Annotated in this window: 15 protein-coding genes and 1 tRNA gene; 10 read left to right on the top strand and 6 right to left on the bottom strand. The window is 63.0% G+C overall.

What is annotated here, in order from left to right; genetic code table 11:
• The first annotated feature begins 564 nt into the window (after positions 1-564).
• From ACYOEI_RS20885 to ACYOEI_RS20875, 3 genes are all read left to right on the top strand, one after another.
• The gene (locus ACYOEI_RS20885; RefSeq protein WP_462851498.1) at positions 565-1938 is read left to right on the top strand and encodes an ammonium transporter; all 1374 of its coding nucleotides are present in this window, start codon (positions 565-567) and stop codon (positions 1936-1938) included.
• Between the two features lie 677 nt (positions 1939-2615).
• The gene (locus tag ACYOEI_RS20880) at positions 2616-3047 is read left to right on the top strand and encodes a response regulator (RefSeq protein WP_462851497.1); all 432 of its coding nucleotides are present in this window, start codon (positions 2616-2618) and stop codon (positions 3045-3047) included.
• 108 nt (positions 3048-3155) lie between these two features.
• Complete coding sequence (locus tag ACYOEI_RS20875) at positions 3156-3353, top strand: hypothetical protein (protein WP_462851496.1); 198 nt, start codon at positions 3156-3158, stop codon at positions 3351-3353.
• Between the two features lie 422 nt (positions 3354-3775).
• Here the strand turns inward: ACYOEI_RS20875 and ACYOEI_RS20870 are convergent.
• The 4 genes from ACYOEI_RS20870 to cimA form a co-directional block, all read right to left on the bottom strand.
• A tRNA-Ser gene (locus ACYOEI_RS20870) sits at positions 3776-3862 on the bottom strand.
• 34 nt (positions 3863-3896) lie between these two features.
• Complete coding sequence (locus ACYOEI_RS20865) at positions 3897-4280, bottom strand: bifunctional nuclease family protein (RefSeq protein WP_462851571.1); 384 nt, start codon at positions 4278-4280, stop codon at positions 3897-3899.
• A 159-nt stretch (positions 4281-4439) separates the two neighbouring features.
• On the bottom strand, positions 4440-7235 hold the full coding sequence (locus ACYOEI_RS20860) for a valine--tRNA ligase (RefSeq protein ID WP_462851495.1): 2796 nt from the start codon (positions 7233-7235) through the stop codon (positions 4440-4442).
• A gap of 56 nt (positions 7236-7291) precedes the next feature.
• On the bottom strand, positions 7292-8887 hold the full coding sequence (gene cimA, locus ACYOEI_RS20855) for a citramalate synthase (protein ID WP_462851494.1): 1596 nt from the start codon (positions 8885-8887) through the stop codon (positions 7292-7294).
• Between the two features lie 232 nt (positions 8888-9119).
• Between cimA and ACYOEI_RS20850 the strand changes: the two genes are divergently transcribed.
• The 7 genes from ACYOEI_RS20850 to ACYOEI_RS20820 all read left to right on the top strand — a co-directional run bounded on the left by ACYOEI_RS20850 (position 9120) and on the right by ACYOEI_RS20820 (position 14178).
• On the top strand, positions 9120-9806 hold the full coding sequence (locus ACYOEI_RS20850; protein WP_462851492.1) for a uracil-DNA glycosylase family protein: 687 nt from the start codon (positions 9120-9122) through the stop codon (positions 9804-9806).
• Between the two features lie 190 nt (positions 9807-9996).
• Positions 9997-10428 carry a BlaI/MecI/CopY family transcriptional regulator gene (locus tag ACYOEI_RS20845; RefSeq protein ID WP_462851491.1) on the top strand — a complete coding sequence of 144 codons (432 nt, stop codon included), beginning with the start codon at positions 9997-9999 and terminating at the stop codon, positions 10426-10428.
• Positions 10429-10623: 195 nt separating this feature from the next.
• Positions 10624-12120 (top strand): M56 family metallopeptidase, encoded by a 1497-nt coding sequence (locus ACYOEI_RS20840; protein ID WP_462851490.1) that lies wholly within the window; start codon positions 10624-10626, stop codon positions 12118-12120.
• 265 nt (positions 12121-12385) lie between these two features.
• A complete protein-coding gene (locus ACYOEI_RS20835) occupies positions 12386-12826 on the top strand; it encodes an Hsp20/alpha crystallin family protein (protein WP_462851489.1) in 441 nt (146 codons plus the stop codon).
• A gap of 43 nt (positions 12827-12869) precedes the next feature.
• Entirely contained in the window at positions 12870-13301 is a 432-nt protein-coding gene (locus tag ACYOEI_RS20830) for an Hsp20/alpha crystallin family protein (RefSeq protein ID WP_462851488.1), read from the top strand.
• A gap of 131 nt (positions 13302-13432) precedes the next feature.
• The gene (locus ACYOEI_RS20825) at positions 13433-13912 is read left to right on the top strand and encodes an Hsp20/alpha crystallin family protein (protein WP_462851487.1); all 480 of its coding nucleotides are present in this window, start codon (positions 13433-13435) and stop codon (positions 13910-13912) included.
• 80 nt (positions 13913-13992) lie between these two features.
• On the top strand, positions 13993-14178 hold the full coding sequence (locus ACYOEI_RS20820; RefSeq protein WP_462851486.1) for a hypothetical protein: 186 nt from the start codon (positions 13993-13995) through the stop codon (positions 14176-14178).
• Between the two features lie 130 nt (positions 14179-14308).
• Here the strand turns inward: ACYOEI_RS20820 and cobA are convergent, their stop codons facing one another.
• Together cobA and tatC are read right to left on the bottom strand one after the other, a co-directional pair.
• Positions 14309-15853 carry a uroporphyrinogen-III C-methyltransferase gene (cobA, locus tag ACYOEI_RS20815; RefSeq protein ID WP_462851485.1) on the bottom strand — a complete coding sequence of 515 codons (1545 nt, stop codon included), beginning with the start codon at positions 15851-15853 and terminating at the stop codon, positions 14309-14311.
• Between the two features lie 47 nt (positions 15854-15900).
• Positions 15901-16920, bottom strand: a complete 1020-nt coding sequence (gene tatC / locus ACYOEI_RS20810) for a twin-arginine translocase subunit TatC (protein WP_462851484.1) — start codon at positions 16918-16920, stop codon at positions 15901-15903.
• Positions 16921-17094: the final 174 nt, after the last annotated feature.

Here is a 17094-nt window from a genome sequence, read left to right as displayed (position 1 = left end):
GCCACCGTCCCGGTTTATTGCAACCACCTCAAACGACGGCTGCCGGTATCCTCATGGCAAACCCTCGCCTATCCACACGCCCGCAGAACTCCCAGACCCGAGTCAACACATGGTGTCTCGGTTTACGAATGGTCGCCGGATCTAATCATTGCTTGGATGCATTATCTCTGCCTCGCGACCAACCTCAAGCCCCTACTTCTGAATCGCACGTTTGTTCATTTCGCCAGGTTCGCCCATCTCGGCAATGCGGTCAGGTCTTGGCAGCACGCGCTCGATCGATGCAAGACAACACTGTTGGCAAGACCGCCCACGCGTTCGTCTGACCTGCCAACTTCCGAGGCCGAGGATGGGAAATTCAGCGTTGAGGCACAATTCGTGCAATTGGGGGTAAGTCGCGGCTCGCTCACCATGACGGTGGGCCCGAGATTCCCCCCACACTGACACTCAAAGCCAGGTGAAATCACAGTTTAGAGTGTAAGGCGTCTCGCCTTCAACACCCCGTTTATCGACTCGCATGGGCGAGCCAGTTAGCCGTGGATGTCTTTTCTTTTTGCAGGAGTGCTCATGAAGCGTGCAACGCCTCTCCCGTTCATTTTGCTCCTCGTCTTCGCCGTTGCTGCCTTGCTTGTCCCCGCCTCGAAGTCGGAAGTCCCCGTGGGTGACGCGACGGTCAACTCCGGCGACGTGGCATGGATGCTGACCGCCGCTGCGTTGGTGCTCCTCATGACCCCGGGCCTTTCGTTCTTCTATGGCGGGATGGTCGGGTTCAAGAACGTCGTCTCGACGATGCTGCAGAGCGTGGTCGCCCTGGGCGTCATCAGCCTGGTTTGGGTGCTCGTCGGCTTCAGCCTTGCGTTCGGCGACAGCATCGGCAGCGTCATCGGCAACCCGTTGACCTTCCTGATGCTCGACAACGTGGGCGAGGCCACGTGGAAGATCTCGCCGACAATCCCGGTGATGGTCTTCGCGATGTTCCAGTTGAAGTTCGCCATCATCACGCCGGCGTTGATCACTGGGTCGTTCGCCGAGCGCGTTCGGTTCTCGTCGTACCTCCTGTTCATGGTCCTGTTCTGCCTGGTCATCTATTGCCCGCTCGCCCACTGGACCTGGCACCCGGGCGGCTTCCTGAACAAGTGGGGCGTCAAGGACTTCGCGGGCGGCACCGTAGTCCACATGTCCGCGGGCTTCGCGGCACTGGCCGGGGCGATGGTCCTGGGTCGCCGGAAGATCCACCTGGCCAACGAGTCGCACGTCCCCGCGAACGTCCCGTTCGTGATCCTCGGCACGGGCATGCTGTGGTTCGGGTGGTTCGGCTTCAACGCCGGCTCGGCCCTGGCCGCCAACGGCACCGCGGCCCTCGCGTTCGCCACGACCAACACGGCGTCGGCGTCGGCGATGCTCGGCTGGATGTTCTTCGACTGGATGCGTGGCAACAAGCCCTCGGCGCTCGGCGGTTGCATCGGGGCCGTCGTCGGCCTGGTCGCCATCACCCCGGCCGCGGGCTTCGTCACCGTCCGCGAGAGCGTGATCATCGGCCTCGTGGCCAGCGTGATCAGCAACCTGGCCGTCCACATGAAGACCAAGTCCACCCTGGACGACACGCTCGACGTCTTCCCCTGCCACGGCGTCGGCGGGATGGTCGGCATGATCGCGACCGGCATCTTCGCGAAAGACGTGGGCCTGACCTCGGGCAAGACCGAGACCTTCATGTACCACCTCATCGCGCTGGTGATCGTCGCCGCATACAGCTTCTTCGGCTCGCTGATCCTCTACAAGATCACCGACCTGATCATCCCCCTCCGCGTCACCCCCGAACAGGAAGAGTCCGGCCTCGACCTCAGCCAGCACGGAGAAACGGCCCTCGGTGCCGACCTCCTCGGTGGCAGCTACGCCAACGGCTCGCTCAAGCACGAAGTGGCCGTTCCCAGCGAAGTCTGACGTTCGGAGCGGTTCCCTACTTCACATTTCGGGTCGACTTCCATCACGGAGGCCAGCCGTCGCAGCGACGGCTGGCTTCCTTTTGCAGCGGTGGTCGCTATCCTTGCGTGGCGAACTCCGATCTGCCATCTCCCTTCCTTTGATCTCGATCCTTCTCGTTCCCACCGTCCTCCCTCGAATACCCCTCCGGTTCGACCGGGTTCTTACTGGTTCTTCCCCGTAGCCAGCGTCCATTCGGAGCCCCCCCTGGCCCGGATCAAACGCGCCGATTCTTGATTTCTTGGCGATCGGTCGGATCGACGTCAACTCGTTGCGTCCCATCGGAAGCCACGATTGAGACCAGATTGCGCTGATAATTAATAAAAATTTTATATATTTTGCATAAATGATAATTCTGATTATTTGTGGAGGAAGTTGGGTGCTGACGTGGTTTGACAGTAATGCAATAGTCCGGTAGACTTATCGAACGCGAGTTTCATCGATGCCGATGAAGCCGTGAATAGCACCCAACTGTTGTGGACGACTTTGAAGTCGATCGCAACCAAGGACGGGATTCGTCTCGTCCTCACCGCCCCAAGAATTCGGCTCCACGTTCGGCGATGAATGCCGTCCGGTCGCCGTTCCCTCCCCGTTTGAGTCGATTTCTGGCTGGGAATCGCACTCGATGGATCAATCTCATGGGTTCGCACGATCTGAATCCTGGCGAGAGAGTGCCCGGTGGTCGCGATGCCGGGCGATCGTCACCCGGCATCGCTTTGATCGTGGAGGATGACGAGGCGACTCGCGAACTCCTCAGGGCGAAGCTCAGCCGTGCCGGATGGGGAGGGATCGCTGTAGGGACCTGCTCGGAAGCCATCGAGGCCCTCGATCTGGCGCCGGATTGGCTGATCCTCGACCTCGTCCTCCCCGATGGCGATGGTGAGCAGATCCTCAACGAGGTCCGCATTCGGGGGCTCGCGACGAAGGTCGCCGTCGTTTCCGGGGCTATCGAACCGGCTCGGATCGATGCGGTTGTCCGCCTCGCCCCCGATCTCTTTTTCCGCAAACCCGTCGACTACGAAATCTTCCTCCTGGCGATCGGAGGAAAGGTGATCGATTTCGGTCGCTGAGTGGACCTCGAATGCGAGGAATCCCCCGCACTTAGATTCTCGGATCTTCCGAGGGCCCGCATCCTCTTATCAAAGTTTGAAATTTCGAAGGTGAACGGGAGGATTCCGATGGTGGACTACAAGAAGGGGGCGCGCGAGGCCGAGATCCTGCTTGCCCGCGCACCCGGGAAGGTGGAAGCCTCCCTCTCCCGTGCCAGAGAATCGCGGGCTCGGTGGAGTATCCGTCTTTTCAAGAAGGCCAAGAGACGGTTCCTCGACGGCTTTATTGCACGCCTCGAGGAGCATCAGCGAAAGGCCATATTCTGAGGAGGCGGTCTCGTCAGCGATCCCTCTTCCGCATCGATTTCGTCATCGGGCGGCCTCGCAGGTTCGCGGAGAGTCCCACTTCCTCTCTCGAGCGTCCCCGATGCCCTGGGCTTCGAACACGCCTTGAATCCCGGCCAGGGACTCGCAAGGCCTGAGGTATGCCCACCCGTCAGGGCTTCCCGCTGAATTGTGCGGACATGTTTATTTGCGACGGTCTTCGTCGTTGCTCGTCATCGGGCCGACGCGTATGATGCGGTCGCGGTACGTGGTTCGATACCTTCTGCCCTGGGCCTCGTCAATTCGTCGACACGAATCTGGGAAGGACGGCCGAGGGCCGGGTGTACTCGGGAGGCATGATTGCCCCTCAAGTTCGTTCGGTGGGTTCGATCGAAGCGATCTGGTGGAATTCGTCGGAGTTGAAGCGGAGGGGGTGGGATTCGAACCCACGGATGGCTTGCACCATCTACGGTTTTCAAGACCGTCCCAATCGGCCACTCTGGCACCCCTCCCGAAGACTTTTTGCGAAATCCGGCAGTCCGGCGGCTACTGACCGACCTCGTCGATGATATCCTCGGCGACGAAGATCGGGACGTCGACCGTCACGGCGACGGCGATCGCGTCGCTCGGCCTCGAGTCGACCTCGGTGAGCTCGCCGCTGTGTCGGATCCGGAGTTTCGCATAATAGGTGTGATCACGAAGCTCGCTGATGAAGATGTCTTGCAACTCACCGCCGAGGAGCTCGATGGTGTTGGCGAGCAGGTCGTGAGTCAGGGGCCGGGGCGCCGGGAGTCCCCTGACTCGTCGGTCGATGCTCGTCGCCTCGAAGATCCCGATCACGATCGGGAACATCCTCTCGCCATCGACTTCCTTGAGAAAGATGATCTGCTGTTCGTTGTTCTCGTTGATGATGATCCGCGTAAGTTCCATCTGCACGGGCACGTCGTTAATCTCCCCCTGGCGCCGAGAGGCTCGGTCTTTCGTGAATGACGTCGCACGGCGGCGGGCATGCGGATCAATCGCCGATAGCAATTTCCCTGGAAATCGATGATAAGGCCCGTGCCGCGACCCGTCAACGCGGCGCCCGGATCAGGTCGCCTTCCGGAGCGACTCCAGCAGGGCCGTGACCTCCGCGCGGCGAGCGTCGAGCTCGGCCTCTTTCGCCCGTTGCTGATCGACCACCGCCGCCGGCGCGCGACTCACGAATGACTCATTCCGGAGTTTGCTGCGCGTGGCGTCGAGCTGTTTATCGATGTCGGCGAGGTCTTTTCGCAGGCGAGCGGTCTCCGCCTCTCGGTCGATCACATCCTCGAGCGGGACGATCACGCGTCCTTCGGGGCGGACTGCCACCGCACTCCCGGGCGGCGGTTCGGCGGACTCGACCACCGAGACACTCGCCGCGTTCGTCAGGCTCCTCACGAAGGTTTCGCCACGTCGGATCGCCTCGGCGACATCGCCGGTCGCTTCGATGATCGGCGTGATCTTCGCGTCTCGGGGCACGTTGTGCTCGGCCTTGAGGTTGCGGATCGCCTTGATCACGTCCTGCCAGGACGACACGACTCGTGAGGCCTCGGCGTCGGCCCAGGCCTCCGGGAAGGTCGGCCAAGGGGCGATGCAGACGCTCTCCGCCGCGTCCGAGGGCTCGGGCAATCCCCGACGGGGTGCGACCTGGCCAAGGGCCTGCCACACCTGTTCGGTCACGAACGGCATGATCGGGTGCAGGAGGCGGCAAAGGCCGTCGAGCAGCGTCGCCAGGACCCGCTGGGCGACCGGCCTTGCGTCGGGATCTCGAAGCCGCGCCTTGACGAACTCGAGATACCAGTCGCAGAACTCGTCCCACGTGAAGTCGCGAAGTCCTCGGGTTGCCTCGGAGAAATGGAAACGCTCGAGATGCTCGGTCGTGGCCCGGGCCGTCTCCGCGAGCGAGCCCAGGATCCAACGATCTTCGACGGGAAGCCCTGCGAAGTCGACGGGCGCCGGCTCGTACCCTTCGAGGTTCATCAGGACCAGCCGCGCGGCATTCCAGAGCTTGTTCGGGAACGTCCGGCCCTGTTCGAAGCGTTCGGAGGTGTTGACCTCGCGGCCGTCGGGCAGGGTCGCCTTCTCGACGGGCATCCGAAGATCCTGGGTCTCGGTCGCCGAGGACGCCAGGGTGTATCGCAAGGCGTCTGCGCCATAGAGGTCGATGATGTCGACCGGGTCGATCCCATTGCCCAGGCTCTTCGACATCCGCCTCCCCTGTCCGTCCTGGATCACGGGATGGATGAAGACGTCGCGGAACGGGACCTCGTCGCGATTGAAGAGGCCGAAGATCACCATCCGGGCGACCCAGAGGGTGATGATGTCTCGGGCGGTCGAGAGGACGCTCGTCGGGTAGTACTTGGCGAGCTCGGCGGTCTCCTCGGGCCAGCCGAGGGTCGAGTGCGGCCAGAGCGCCGAGCTGAACCACGTATCGAGGACGTCGGGATCTTGAGTGAGCTCGACTCCGGGGCCGAGGGCGTCGGGGGAGAGGTCGGTCTCGGAGCAGATCAGCCAGCCCCCGGACTCGGCCGCGCGCCAACTCACGTCGGCACGGTCGCCGAAGGCGTTGCGGAGGTCCTCCTCGGTCGGCCCTTCGCAGTACCAGATCGGGATCCGGTGTCCCCACCAGAGCTGTCGGCTGATGCACCAATCGCGCTTCTCGCCCAGCCAGTCGAGATAACTCTTCGCATAGCGCTCGGGATGGATCTTCACCCGACCGGAGGTCACCGCGTCCATCGCCGACTGGGCGAGGTCGTCCATGCGGACGAACCACTGGTCCGAGAGGTAGGGCTCGATCGGAGTCTTGCTCCGGTCCGAGATCCCGACTCGGTTCGCGTAAGGTTCCACCTTCACGAGCGCCCCCTGGGCTTCCAGGTCGGCGACCACGCGTTTGCGCACCGCCTTTCCCGGGAGACCCGCGTAGGGGCCGGCGTTCTCGTTGTAGGTGCCGTCCGGATTCAGGAGGTTGATCATCGGCAAGCGATGGCGCTGGCCGGTCAGGTAGTCGTTCGGGTCGTGCGCCGGCGTTACCTTCACGCAGCCGGTGCCGAACTTCGGGTCGACCAGGATCGGGTCGGCGATGATCGGGATCTCTCGGCCGACGAGGGGCAAGGTCAAGGTCTTGCCGATCAGGTGTTGATAACGAGGGTCCTCGGGATGGACGGCGACGGCCGTGTCGCCGAGCATCGTCTCGGGCCGCGTCGTCGCCACGACGAGGGCCTCGCCGGAGCCGTCGGAGACGGGGTAGCGGATCGTCCAGAGATGCCCCTGGACGTCTTCGTACTCGATCTCATCGTCGGCGACGGCGGTTCGCAGGAACGTATCCCAGTTCACCAGTCGCTTGCCGCGATAAATCTTGTCGGCCTGGAAGAGTCGGAAGAACGTGGCGCGAACGGCCCTGGCACAGATCGGGTCGAGCGTGAATCGGGTGCGCTCCCAGTCGCAAGAGCACCCCATCAGCCGCAATTGGCCGAGAATTCGTTTCTCGTATTCGTCCTTCCACTCCCAGATCCGGTCCACGAGCGCCTCGCGACCGAGATCGTGCCGGGTCTTCTTCTCGGACTCGAGGAGGCGACGCTCCACAACGGCCTGGGTCGCGATCCCGGCGTGGTCGGTGCCGGGCATCCAGAGGGCATCGAACCCCTGCATCCTCTTCCAACGCGTGAGGATGTCCTGGATGGTGTTATTGAGCGCGTGGCCGAGGTGGAGGGCCCCCGTAACATTCGGGGGCGGGATGACGATCGTATAGGGCGGTTTCGGGCTCGCCGGGTCGGCGTGGAAATAGCCCTTTTCGAGCCAGAATTCGTACCAGCGGCGCTGGGCGTCGTGCGGGTCGTACTGCTTGGGGAGGTCAGCGATGCTCATACCGGATCCGTTGGGGAAGTCGAGTTCGTTTGTGCGGGCCGTTCGCGTCCGATCGATCAGGTATGGGCCAAGCTTGCCTCGGCCCGTGTTCGCCCGGCGTCTTTCGCCAGCTTGTGCTCGAACGAGTCGATGAGTGCGAGCCAACTCGCCTCGATCACGTTCTCGGAGACGCCGACGGTGCCCCAGAGCGAGTCTTCGTCCTGGCTCTCGATGACGACGCGGACTCGGGCGGCGGTACCTTCCCGACCGTTGATGACGCGGACCTTATAGTCGACCAGGCGCATTTGCTTGAGGCCCGGGTAGTGGGCTTCGAGGGCCTTGCGAAGGGCTCCGTCGAGCGCGTTCACGGGGCCGTCCCCTTCGCTCACGGTATGCTCGAGGTCGTCGCCGACTCGGAGTTTGACCGTGGCCTCGGTCACGGGGGTCCCGTCGATTCGTCCCGCGACTCCGACGTGGTAGCCGACCCGCTCGAACCACGACCCTTTGCGGCCGGCGAGCCGCTCGACCAGGAGGACGAACGACGCCTCGGCCGCCTCGAACTGGTAACCTTCGTTCTCGAGATCCTGGACTCGGTCGAGCACCTTCGTCAGGAGCGCCGAGTTCTGCTCGAGCCCATACTCGGCGAGCTTCTCGGCGATGTTCGACTTACCTGACAACTCGCTCACGAGGACCCGACGCTCGTTGCCGACGAGGGCCGGGTCGATGTGTTCATAGCTCGAGGCGTTCTTTCGGATCCCGTGGACGTGCATCCCCCCCTTGTGGGCGAAGGCGCTGGCCCCGACGAAGGGCTGCCCCGGGCGGAAGTTCATGTTGGCCGTTTCGTACACGTAGCGCGAGATCTCGGTCAGGTGCGCGAGCTTCTCGGTCGTCAGTACCTCATAACCCGGCCGCTTCAGGGCCAGGTTGGCGATCACGCTGCAGAGGTCGACATTCCCGCACCGTTCCCCGATCCCGTTGATCGTACCCTGGACCTGCGTTGCCCCTCGGGCGACCGCGGCCAGCGTGTTCGCCACTGCGAGTTCGCAGTCATTGTGCGTGTGGATTCCGATCGGCACCCGGATGTTCCTGGTGACCTCGGCGACCGCCTCCGCGACTTCGTCCGGCAAAGTCCCGCCGTTCGTGTCGCAGAGCACGACCCACGCCGCGCCCGCCGTCGCGGCGGCCTGGATCGCCTCCAGGGCATACTCCGGGTTGCGCTTGAAGCCGTCGAAGAAGTGCTCGGCGTCGTAGACCACCTCGGCTACATTCGCCGCGCAGAATGCGACCGAATCGGCGATCATTTTCAGGTTTTCTTCGAGCGAGACGCCCAGGATTTCGGTGACCTGGAAGTCCCAGCTCTTGCCCACGATCGTGACCGCCGGGGTCTCGGCGGCCACCAGGGCCTTCATGCCGATGTCGTCTTCGGCGGAGATGCCCTTGCGTCGGGTCATGCCGAAAGCGGAGACGCGCGTGTGCGACAGGTCGAGGTCGCGGATGGCTCGGAAGTAGGCAGCGTCTTTGGGGTTGGAGAGGGGATAGCCGCCTTCGACGTAGTCGATGCCGAGGGCATCGAGTCGCGCCGTGATCAGCAGCTTGTCCTGGAGGGAGAAGTTGATCCCTTCTCCCTGGCTCCCGTCGCGCAACGTCGTGTCGTAGATCGCTATCCGCGTCATGTCCCACCCACTTCGCCGCCGGGAGTCTCCCGGGGACCAATCGTGACCCAACACGGGTATGATTCTAGCAGAACCGATCGCCCCGGCGACACCCTGACACGTCGCCGACGGCCCGCGTTCGTGCCGGCACGGATGATTACGAGACCTGGGGTGATGTCAGGGCCGCGGCCTTCTGTCGAAGGCCTGGCCTGTTCGGACTGTCCCGTTGGCCGCTCTCCCGAGAATCTGCACCATGCGTACGATCGAACTACTGATCGACGACGTCCACCGCGAGGCGAATCGCGAGGAATTCCCGGTCGACACTCCCGTCTATGAGAAGACGGGCAAGGACCCGAGTCTCCCTGTCCTTTTCGCCGGTTCGCTCGACGCCGACGTTTGCATCTTCGGCAGGGATCTCGGCAAAGACGAAGTGGCCGAAGGCCAGCCACTCATCGGCGCCGGTGGGCGACTCGTCAGGGCTGGGGTCTTCGAAGCCTGGACAGGAAATCCCCCCCCCAAGACCGATCGGCGGCTCGAGTCGGTCCTCGAACATGTCCTGTTGACGAACACCGTCCCGTACAAGCCGCCGGGCAACAAGGCCTACAGTGTCGCCGTGAAGGAACGTTTCCGTCCGTACGTCCTCGAACTCCTCGGGATCCACTGGAAAGGGAACCGGCTCGTGACCTTGGGAACGGAAGCCTTTAAATGGTTTGAGTCTTATGCGGAGGTCGACGCATTCGATGCGTTCTGGGAGCGCGAGGATCGTTATGAGGCCGAGTTCCCGGTGATCCTCTCGGGGAGCGTCCACGGGCTGAATATTCATAAACCCTTAACACTCATGCCCCTACCCCACCCCTCACCTCTCAATGCTCGATGGTACAAGGCCTTCCCCGATCTCCTCGCGAAACGCCTGGCGGCCGTCCGACACGGGTCGGCCTGATCAAAAGCGAGATCCATTTCTGCCTAAGTAAAAAAGTAGCCCATGCGGCAACCCCTCCATCGATGCGTGGGATGCTGTCGAGGAAACCTGACTCGAAGTCTGAATTCCGAGTAGCTTAGGGTTGCTTAGGACCAATCCACGGGTTACGTTACGTAAATGATCATGCTCGTCTTATTAGGGGGATACCGCCGTGCGCAAGGTCCAGATGGTCACTGATCGCGAGTTGGAGATCCTGAAGATCCTGTGGGTCCATGGCAAGGCCAGCGTCCGGGAGGTTCAGGACGACCTGAACAAGACGGCCGGGCCGGTTGCCTATAGCACCGTGCAGACCCTCTTGAACATCATGGAAGACAAGAAGGGGCTGGTCCGTCACGTGGTGGAAGGACGCACCTTCATCTACATCCCGAAGAAGTCTTCGGACCGGACGATCCGGGAGCTGACCAAGCGGTTCGTCGATCGCGTCTTCGACGGGGCGCTCGACCGGGTGATGGTCGCGTTGCTCGACTCGAAGTCGCCGACCTCGGAAGAATTCGACCGGCTCCGCGCGATGATCGACGAAGCCGAGCGACAATCCGCAACTCGGGAAGACTCGACTGAGCCTGTCGCGTATGATGAGATGTAACGGCCGGGAGGGACGAGCGTCCCCCACGAGGACGTCGAGGGTGCGGCCCAGCCCCGCGCTCGTCCCAAGCTTGTTGCGAAGGCTGCGGACCGCGGACCGCCGACGATCCGCTCGCAGAATGCCGTTCGCCTCGCGCCCGGCCGCCCTGGGCAACGTTTGCCACTCTTGTTCTTCTGCTGCTCGAAAGGCCCCGCCATGGGCGTTTGGGTCGATCATCTCGGCGGGGTCTTTCTCGAAGTCACTCTGTCTGCAACCCTTCTGCTGAGCCTCGTTTCGCTCGCGATGCTTGGATGCCGCCAACCCGCTCGGCGGATCGTGCTCGCACGCGCCTCGATCCTCTGCGTCCTCCTCGTCTTGCCGATGGCGGCATTGATTCCTCGCCCTCGGATCCGGTTGGTAAGCATCCTCGAGCGGACGAGTCTGGCGTCACATCCGCTCTGGCATAATCCCTCAGTCACTGGCCACGACGCTGGTCGTTCGAGTGACTCGCTTCTCCCAACCTTCGCATCCCCGTCAACGGACATGGATCGGGTTTTCGGGAGATATGCCTCGCATGCGCGTGTGGCCATTGCCGGGTATTTGGTAACGGTTTCGCTCGCGCTGGCCTGGCTCCTCTTTGGTTATTGGGGGGTCGGTTGGCTGAGGCGCAAGTCGTGGGAGGCCTCGCCAGGGTCTCTCGACATCTATCGGACCCTCCCCTCCTTTGGTCATCGCGCCAGGCCGAGCCTCCGCGTCGCCAACCGGCTCCGCCGGCCCGTGCTCCTCGGTTTGTTTCGACAGACGATCCTGATCCCGGTCTCGCTCGATGCTCCCGGAGCCGAGCAGTCGCTCCGGCTCACTCTGCTTCATGAACTAGCCCACTCAGACCGTCGGGACCCGTGGTTCAGCCTGGCGAGCGGTCTCGCCCACTGCTTTTGGTTCATCCTGCCGCCGATGTGGTGGATCCGGGCGCAGATGCGGCTCGATCAGGAATTCCTGGCGGATCACGAAGCGTCCTCGGGATTCGGCCAGCCTCGCGCCTATGCGGCGTCACTGCTGAACATGGCCGCACCTTCGGTCCGACCTCGCGTCTCCAACGAAGCCGTGAGCGTTTCGACCGCCGGCGGACCCGTGCCCAGCTCCGCGCTGTTTCAGCGCGTCCTCATGTTGGTCCGTTGCCCGTTCCCCATCGAGACCCATCCTCCGCGATGGTGGGGACTCACGCTCATCACCTTGATCCTGTTCGGGTCCTTGGGATTGTCGTCGATCACCGTGCTCGGGTCTCGGGAAGAGCCCGTCCCGCGAAACGTTGGCCCGATGCCCCCGACTTCGGGCAAGACGTTCTATCTCTCGAAGCTCACGGTGAGCCCAACCAAGGCGCAGCCGGGCCACAAGGGCGAATTGTTCGAGTTCCCGTTTCAGTTACCGCCGCAGTTCCTGCTGGATCTCGACGTATGGGGTCATAGCGAGTCGCTCCGTCAGACTCGACTCGTGGGCATCAAACTTTCGCTCCCATCCCACCACCCCGCCTCCGGCCACCCGTTCGCCGCCTGGCATCATATTCGAATCCGAAAGGTCGACGCCAAGCTCACCCTGTGGATCGACGGACATCCTGTACCCGCCGATCCGAAGGACCGCACGACGTTTTGGTTGTCCGTCGAGTCTCCCCTCAATTGGACTGCCAGCTTCGAGAATCTAATCCTTCACTGGTAACCCACCTCTTCGGTCTGCCATTCCGGCAGACTGCCTCCCAAGTATCAGACCGTTTGTCTGGACCGCCAATTTGGCAGGAAAAGATCAAGCACATCCCCGTGTTTGAATTCTTTCGCCAAATCTTGGTTGTCTTAAATCCCTTAAATAGACTTATGTTGCGTCACGTCGGCCGAAATGGCACCGTTGAAATTTGATCGGCGGCACGATTCGTGCGTGTTTACATCGTCTGTTTTAGCCATATCAACCCTTCGGAGGAGAGGGGCCGATGAGCGGAATGAACTGGCAGCGTCGTTGGGACCCCTTCCGCGAGCTCCAGCGGGAGGTGGGCCGACTTTTTGAAACCCTCGAGCCGTTTCAGCCATGGCGGGTCGCCCGGCAGTTCCCCGCCATCAACGTCTATGACGGCGGTGATCGTTACGTCCTTTCGGCCCAACTACCGGGGATGGACCCGGAAAACCTCGACCTGTCGATCACGGGTGAAACGCTGACCATGAAGGGGGAGCGGAAGCGGCCCGAGGGAGTGACCGACGAGAGCTATCGCCGTCAAGAATGCCACTTCGGCCGATGGACGCGGACGATCTCTCTCCCCGACCGGGTCGACGGCTCGGCGGTCACGGCGTCGTTCGCCCAGGGGATTTTGACGGTCAGCCTGCCCAAGGCTGAAGGGGCCAAGCCTCGACATATCTCGGTGTCCGCGGCGGGTTGATCGTCGAACGAGCGACCCGGGCGAGTTGGAAGGAGCGTTGACGATGAGCCTCGAGAACCGTTTGATCCAGGTGGCGGTGGACCGGCCCTCGTCGGAAGGTGGAGATCCGTCGACCGCGTCGGGAGGCCGGCCCCAAGGTCAACCCACCGTCTTCATGACCCCCCTCATCGACATCCACGAAGGGCCCGAGGGCTTGATCCTCGAAGCCGACCTGCCGGGAGCGACCGAGGAGGGGCTCAAGGTCCAGTTGGAAGATAACGTCCTGAGCCTCCACGCCCGCGTGATTTCGCCGGTTCCCGAAGGAACCCGGACGCTGCACGAAGAGTTTCAGATCGGCGACTTTTCCCGGTCTTTCATCCTCAGCGACGAGGTTGAGCGGAGCCGGATCACGGCCGAGCTCAAGAACGGCGTCCTCAGGCTGACGCTTCCGAAGGCCGAGCGGGCCAAGACCCGTCGCATCGAAATCAAGTCGTGAGATCCCCGAAGTACTCTCGGACGATCCACGCGCAATCCGTCCGCCCGAGTCACCTCGAACCGGAGACGGAGCGGGCCCAACGCCCAGGATTGCTCGACGCCCCTCTAGCCCTGGCATTATGGAGAGTTTCCATGCCCCGACCGACCCCCTGGCGACGCGAGATCTCCGCACCCTTGCACGTCATCCAGAACGAGTTGAATCGGATCTTCGAGGAATACTGGAACCCCTCGAGGATCGGGGCGGGCCCGACATCTCCCGTCGACATCGAGCCGAGCGCGTGGAGCCCCGCGATCGACCTGTTCGACACGCCCGAGCAGATCGTCATGCTTGCGGAGCTTCCCGGTGTCGAGCCCTCTTCGATCGACCTCTCCTTGACGGGAAAAATCCTCACGCTCCGCGGCGTCAAGGCTTCCGATGATCCGACCGGCGGCGATGGGCCGATCCGCGAACGGAGGTTCGGTGCCTTCCACCGGCAGATCCACCTCTCAGACGACGTCGACTTCGACGCGGCCCAGGCCGAGTCCAAGAATGGGGTGCTCACCGTCCGCCTGCCGAAGCTCGAGGCCGCGAAGCCTCGGACGATCCCGGTTCAGAATCCGTCGGCAGGCTGAACGAAAGGGGCGCCGACTCCGGGGGGGAGTTTGTGGTAGATTGGAGCATCGAGGACGATTTCCCCGACTCCCGGAGCGCGATGATGGAGACTCAGAAGGTCCTGTGTTACACGGCCATGGCGATCGCGGGGATTGTCTGCCTGATCTTCCTCCTCGACGCGACCGTGAAGGTCCTCGGCGGTAACCTGGTCCTCGACATCCTGTTCATCCTCGGGGGCGCCTTCGTCCTCTGGCAGGGCTTCGAGACGTCCCGGGAACTCCGCTGAAGCGCACGCGTCCGTCTGTCGTCGAAAACAGGCATCTGGTGCCCATCGATCGAATCGGGCCGTCACACCGGCGCGTATGAATCGCGACCGGGGCGACGGCCTTCGTCTTTCTGCGTTTCGACGCCCTGACTTACATTGCTTCTCGGCGTTCCTCGGCCGCACGATCAACGATGGCCTGGACGAGTGCGTCCCAGGTCGAGGATTGGGCCTCCGCCGCGACGGGCCATCCCAGTCGGGCGGCTGTCTCCGACGTAACCGGGCTGAGGCTCGCTAGCCGGATCTCGTGACCGATGCGTTGGCGGGCAAGCTCGGGCAAGAGCCCGTGGAGTCGCTCCGTGATTGCCGAACTGGTGAGCGTGATCCAATCCACGCTCCCCCCCTCGATCCGTTCGAGGATCTCCTCAGGAATTGCCTCGACATCGGCGTTTCGGTAGACGGCCACCTGCTCGACGTGGGCAACCTTCGAGAGCTCGTCGAGCAGGATGGTGCGTCCGCGGTCCGCTCGCGCGAGCAGGATGCGTCGTCCAGTCACGCGCTCGAGGAGCGACTCGACGAGCCCCTCAGACCGGAAACTGGCGGGGACGACGTCGGGCTTGAGGTGGAGGCGCTCCAGCGCACTCGCCGTGACTGGACCGATCGCGGCAAGCTTCAAGTGCCCTAATGCCCGGAGGTCCAGTCCCAGGAACTCGAGGCGATCGACGAAATGCCGAACACCGTTTCCCGAGGTGAAGACGAGCCAGTCGAACTCTGACAGCCGGGCGATCGTGCGGTCGAGCTCGTGGAAGTCGTCGAGTGGCTTGATGACGACCGTGGGGGCAATCAACGTCTCGGCCCCCAGCGTTTCGAGCTCTGCGGCAGCACGGTCGGCCTCGTCGATCGGGCGAGTGACGACGATCCGCTGGCCGAAGAGCGGTCGATCCTCGAACCATCGCAAGGTCGTTCGGCGAGTGACGACATCCCCCACGACCAGCAAGGCCGGTGGCCCCAGGCCTGACTCCGCAACTTTGGTGGCGAGATCGTCGAGGGTGGCGGTCACCGTCCGTTGCCGGGCCGTCGTGCCCGACTGGATGAGCGCCGCGGGTGTTGTCGCGGGCCTGCCCAATCGAATGAGGGTCTGACAGAGGACTTCGAGCCTGGTCACGCCCATATAAATCACGAGCGTCCCTGGGAACCGGGCGAGTGCCTCCCAGTCGAGCCGTCCTCGTTCGCTCGACGACCCCGGCGCGTTGTGCCCGGTGACGAACGCGACGGCGGACGCGGAATCGCGATGCGTGATCGGGATACCCGCATAGGCGGTCACCCCCACGGCGGCCGTGACTCCGGGCACGATCCGGAAGGGGATCCCGGCATCTCGGAGGAACTCCGCCTCCTCCGCACCTCGACCGAAGACGAACGGGTCTCCCCCCTTGAGCCGGACGACCACCCGGCCTTCCCTGGCGTGTGCGACAAGGACCTCATTGATCTCCGACTGCGAGAGCGTGCAATGACCGATCGACTTCCCCGCGCAGATGCGGAGGGCCTGGCGAGGGGCCAAGTCGAGCAATCGGGGGCTTGCGAGGTGGTCGTAAACGACCACCTCGGCTTGCGCCAGGTGCTCGGCACCTCGTCGAGTGAGAAGTCCAGGATCCCCGGGGCCGGCCCCGACGAGGTAAACAATGCCGATATTCTCACCCATACTTGCCCCTAGCCGGGGACTCCACGCTCGTCGATGGTTCGCCGACCTCAGTCCGCGTAGCTCGCACGCTTGATCGCGGGGCTCCTGCTGACGAGGAGGATGCCCAGCTCGTAGAGGATGATCATCGGGACGGCCAGCAGACATTGGCTGAAAGGATCCTGCCCGGGCGTCAGTACCGCACCGGCGACCACGATGATCAGGATGGCCATCTTGCGCTTCGAGCGGAAATCTTCGACCGTGAAGATACCGATCAAGGCGAGGAACATCATGACGAGCGGCGTCTGGAAACAGACCCCGAAGACCAGCGGCAGGACCGTCGCGAAACTCATCCAGTCGGAGAGTCGCAAGGTGGGCTCGATCCCGAGCCAGACGTTGAATTCGAGGAGGAAGCTCAAGGTGATCGGCAGCACGCCGAAGAAGCAGAGGAACACGCCGGAGAGGAACAACCCGAGCGAGAACGGCAGGAACTTGGTGACGTAATGCCGTTCGTGTCGATACAGCCCGGCGGCGATGAAGGCCCAGAGGTGGTAGAAGACCCAGGGGCTCGCGATGACGAGGCCGGCGACGAGACAGACCATGAAATAGATGGTCATGGTCTCGAGCGGGGCGAGCGAGACCAGCGCCCGGACCGGACGGCTCCCGCTATCGACGAGACGGATGATCGAGGACTGGGCGTATTTGATCGGGAAGTTGATCGTCCGCCCTTTCAAGTCTGCCGTTTTCGGCAGGGCCAGACCAGGGGCCAGCTTCCTGAGCTCGGCGATGAAATCCTCGGCCGGCACCATGGCCTGGAATGTCGTGGAGACGGCTCTCTCCTTGTCGGCCTCGGCCGAGCGTTCTTTCGCTTGCTCCGTATAGAACGCGGTGAGGGCGGCGGTCGCCGGCTCCTCCATCTTGGTCATGATTCGCTTGCCGAGGTCCAATGGCGGGACGAACGTCACGATGACCCCGACGACGAGGCCGGTCAGCGCCAGGATGAGCCGAGAGCGGAGCTCTTCGATATGCTCTCCGAAGCTCATTGAAACCATCGACTGCTCTTCATCGAAGAGATTCTTTTCGGTAGGCATGGAACTAGACCACCCTGAATAGCCCAAAGGGGTGCGCCGAGCGAGCGGGCAGGAGGGGAGGAGACGCGGGTCGCGACGGCCGATCCCGAGGCCGGGACCCTTTTTGATGCGGCGCCGCCTTGGGCCTCTCGGGGACGGCCATTCGGGCGGGAGCGTTCCTGTTCTTCACGATAG

This window comes from Singulisphaera rosea (assembly GCF_054877945.1).
Note: the sequence above shows the minus strand (reverse complement) of the source record. Positions and strands in the feature narration are given on the sequence as shown.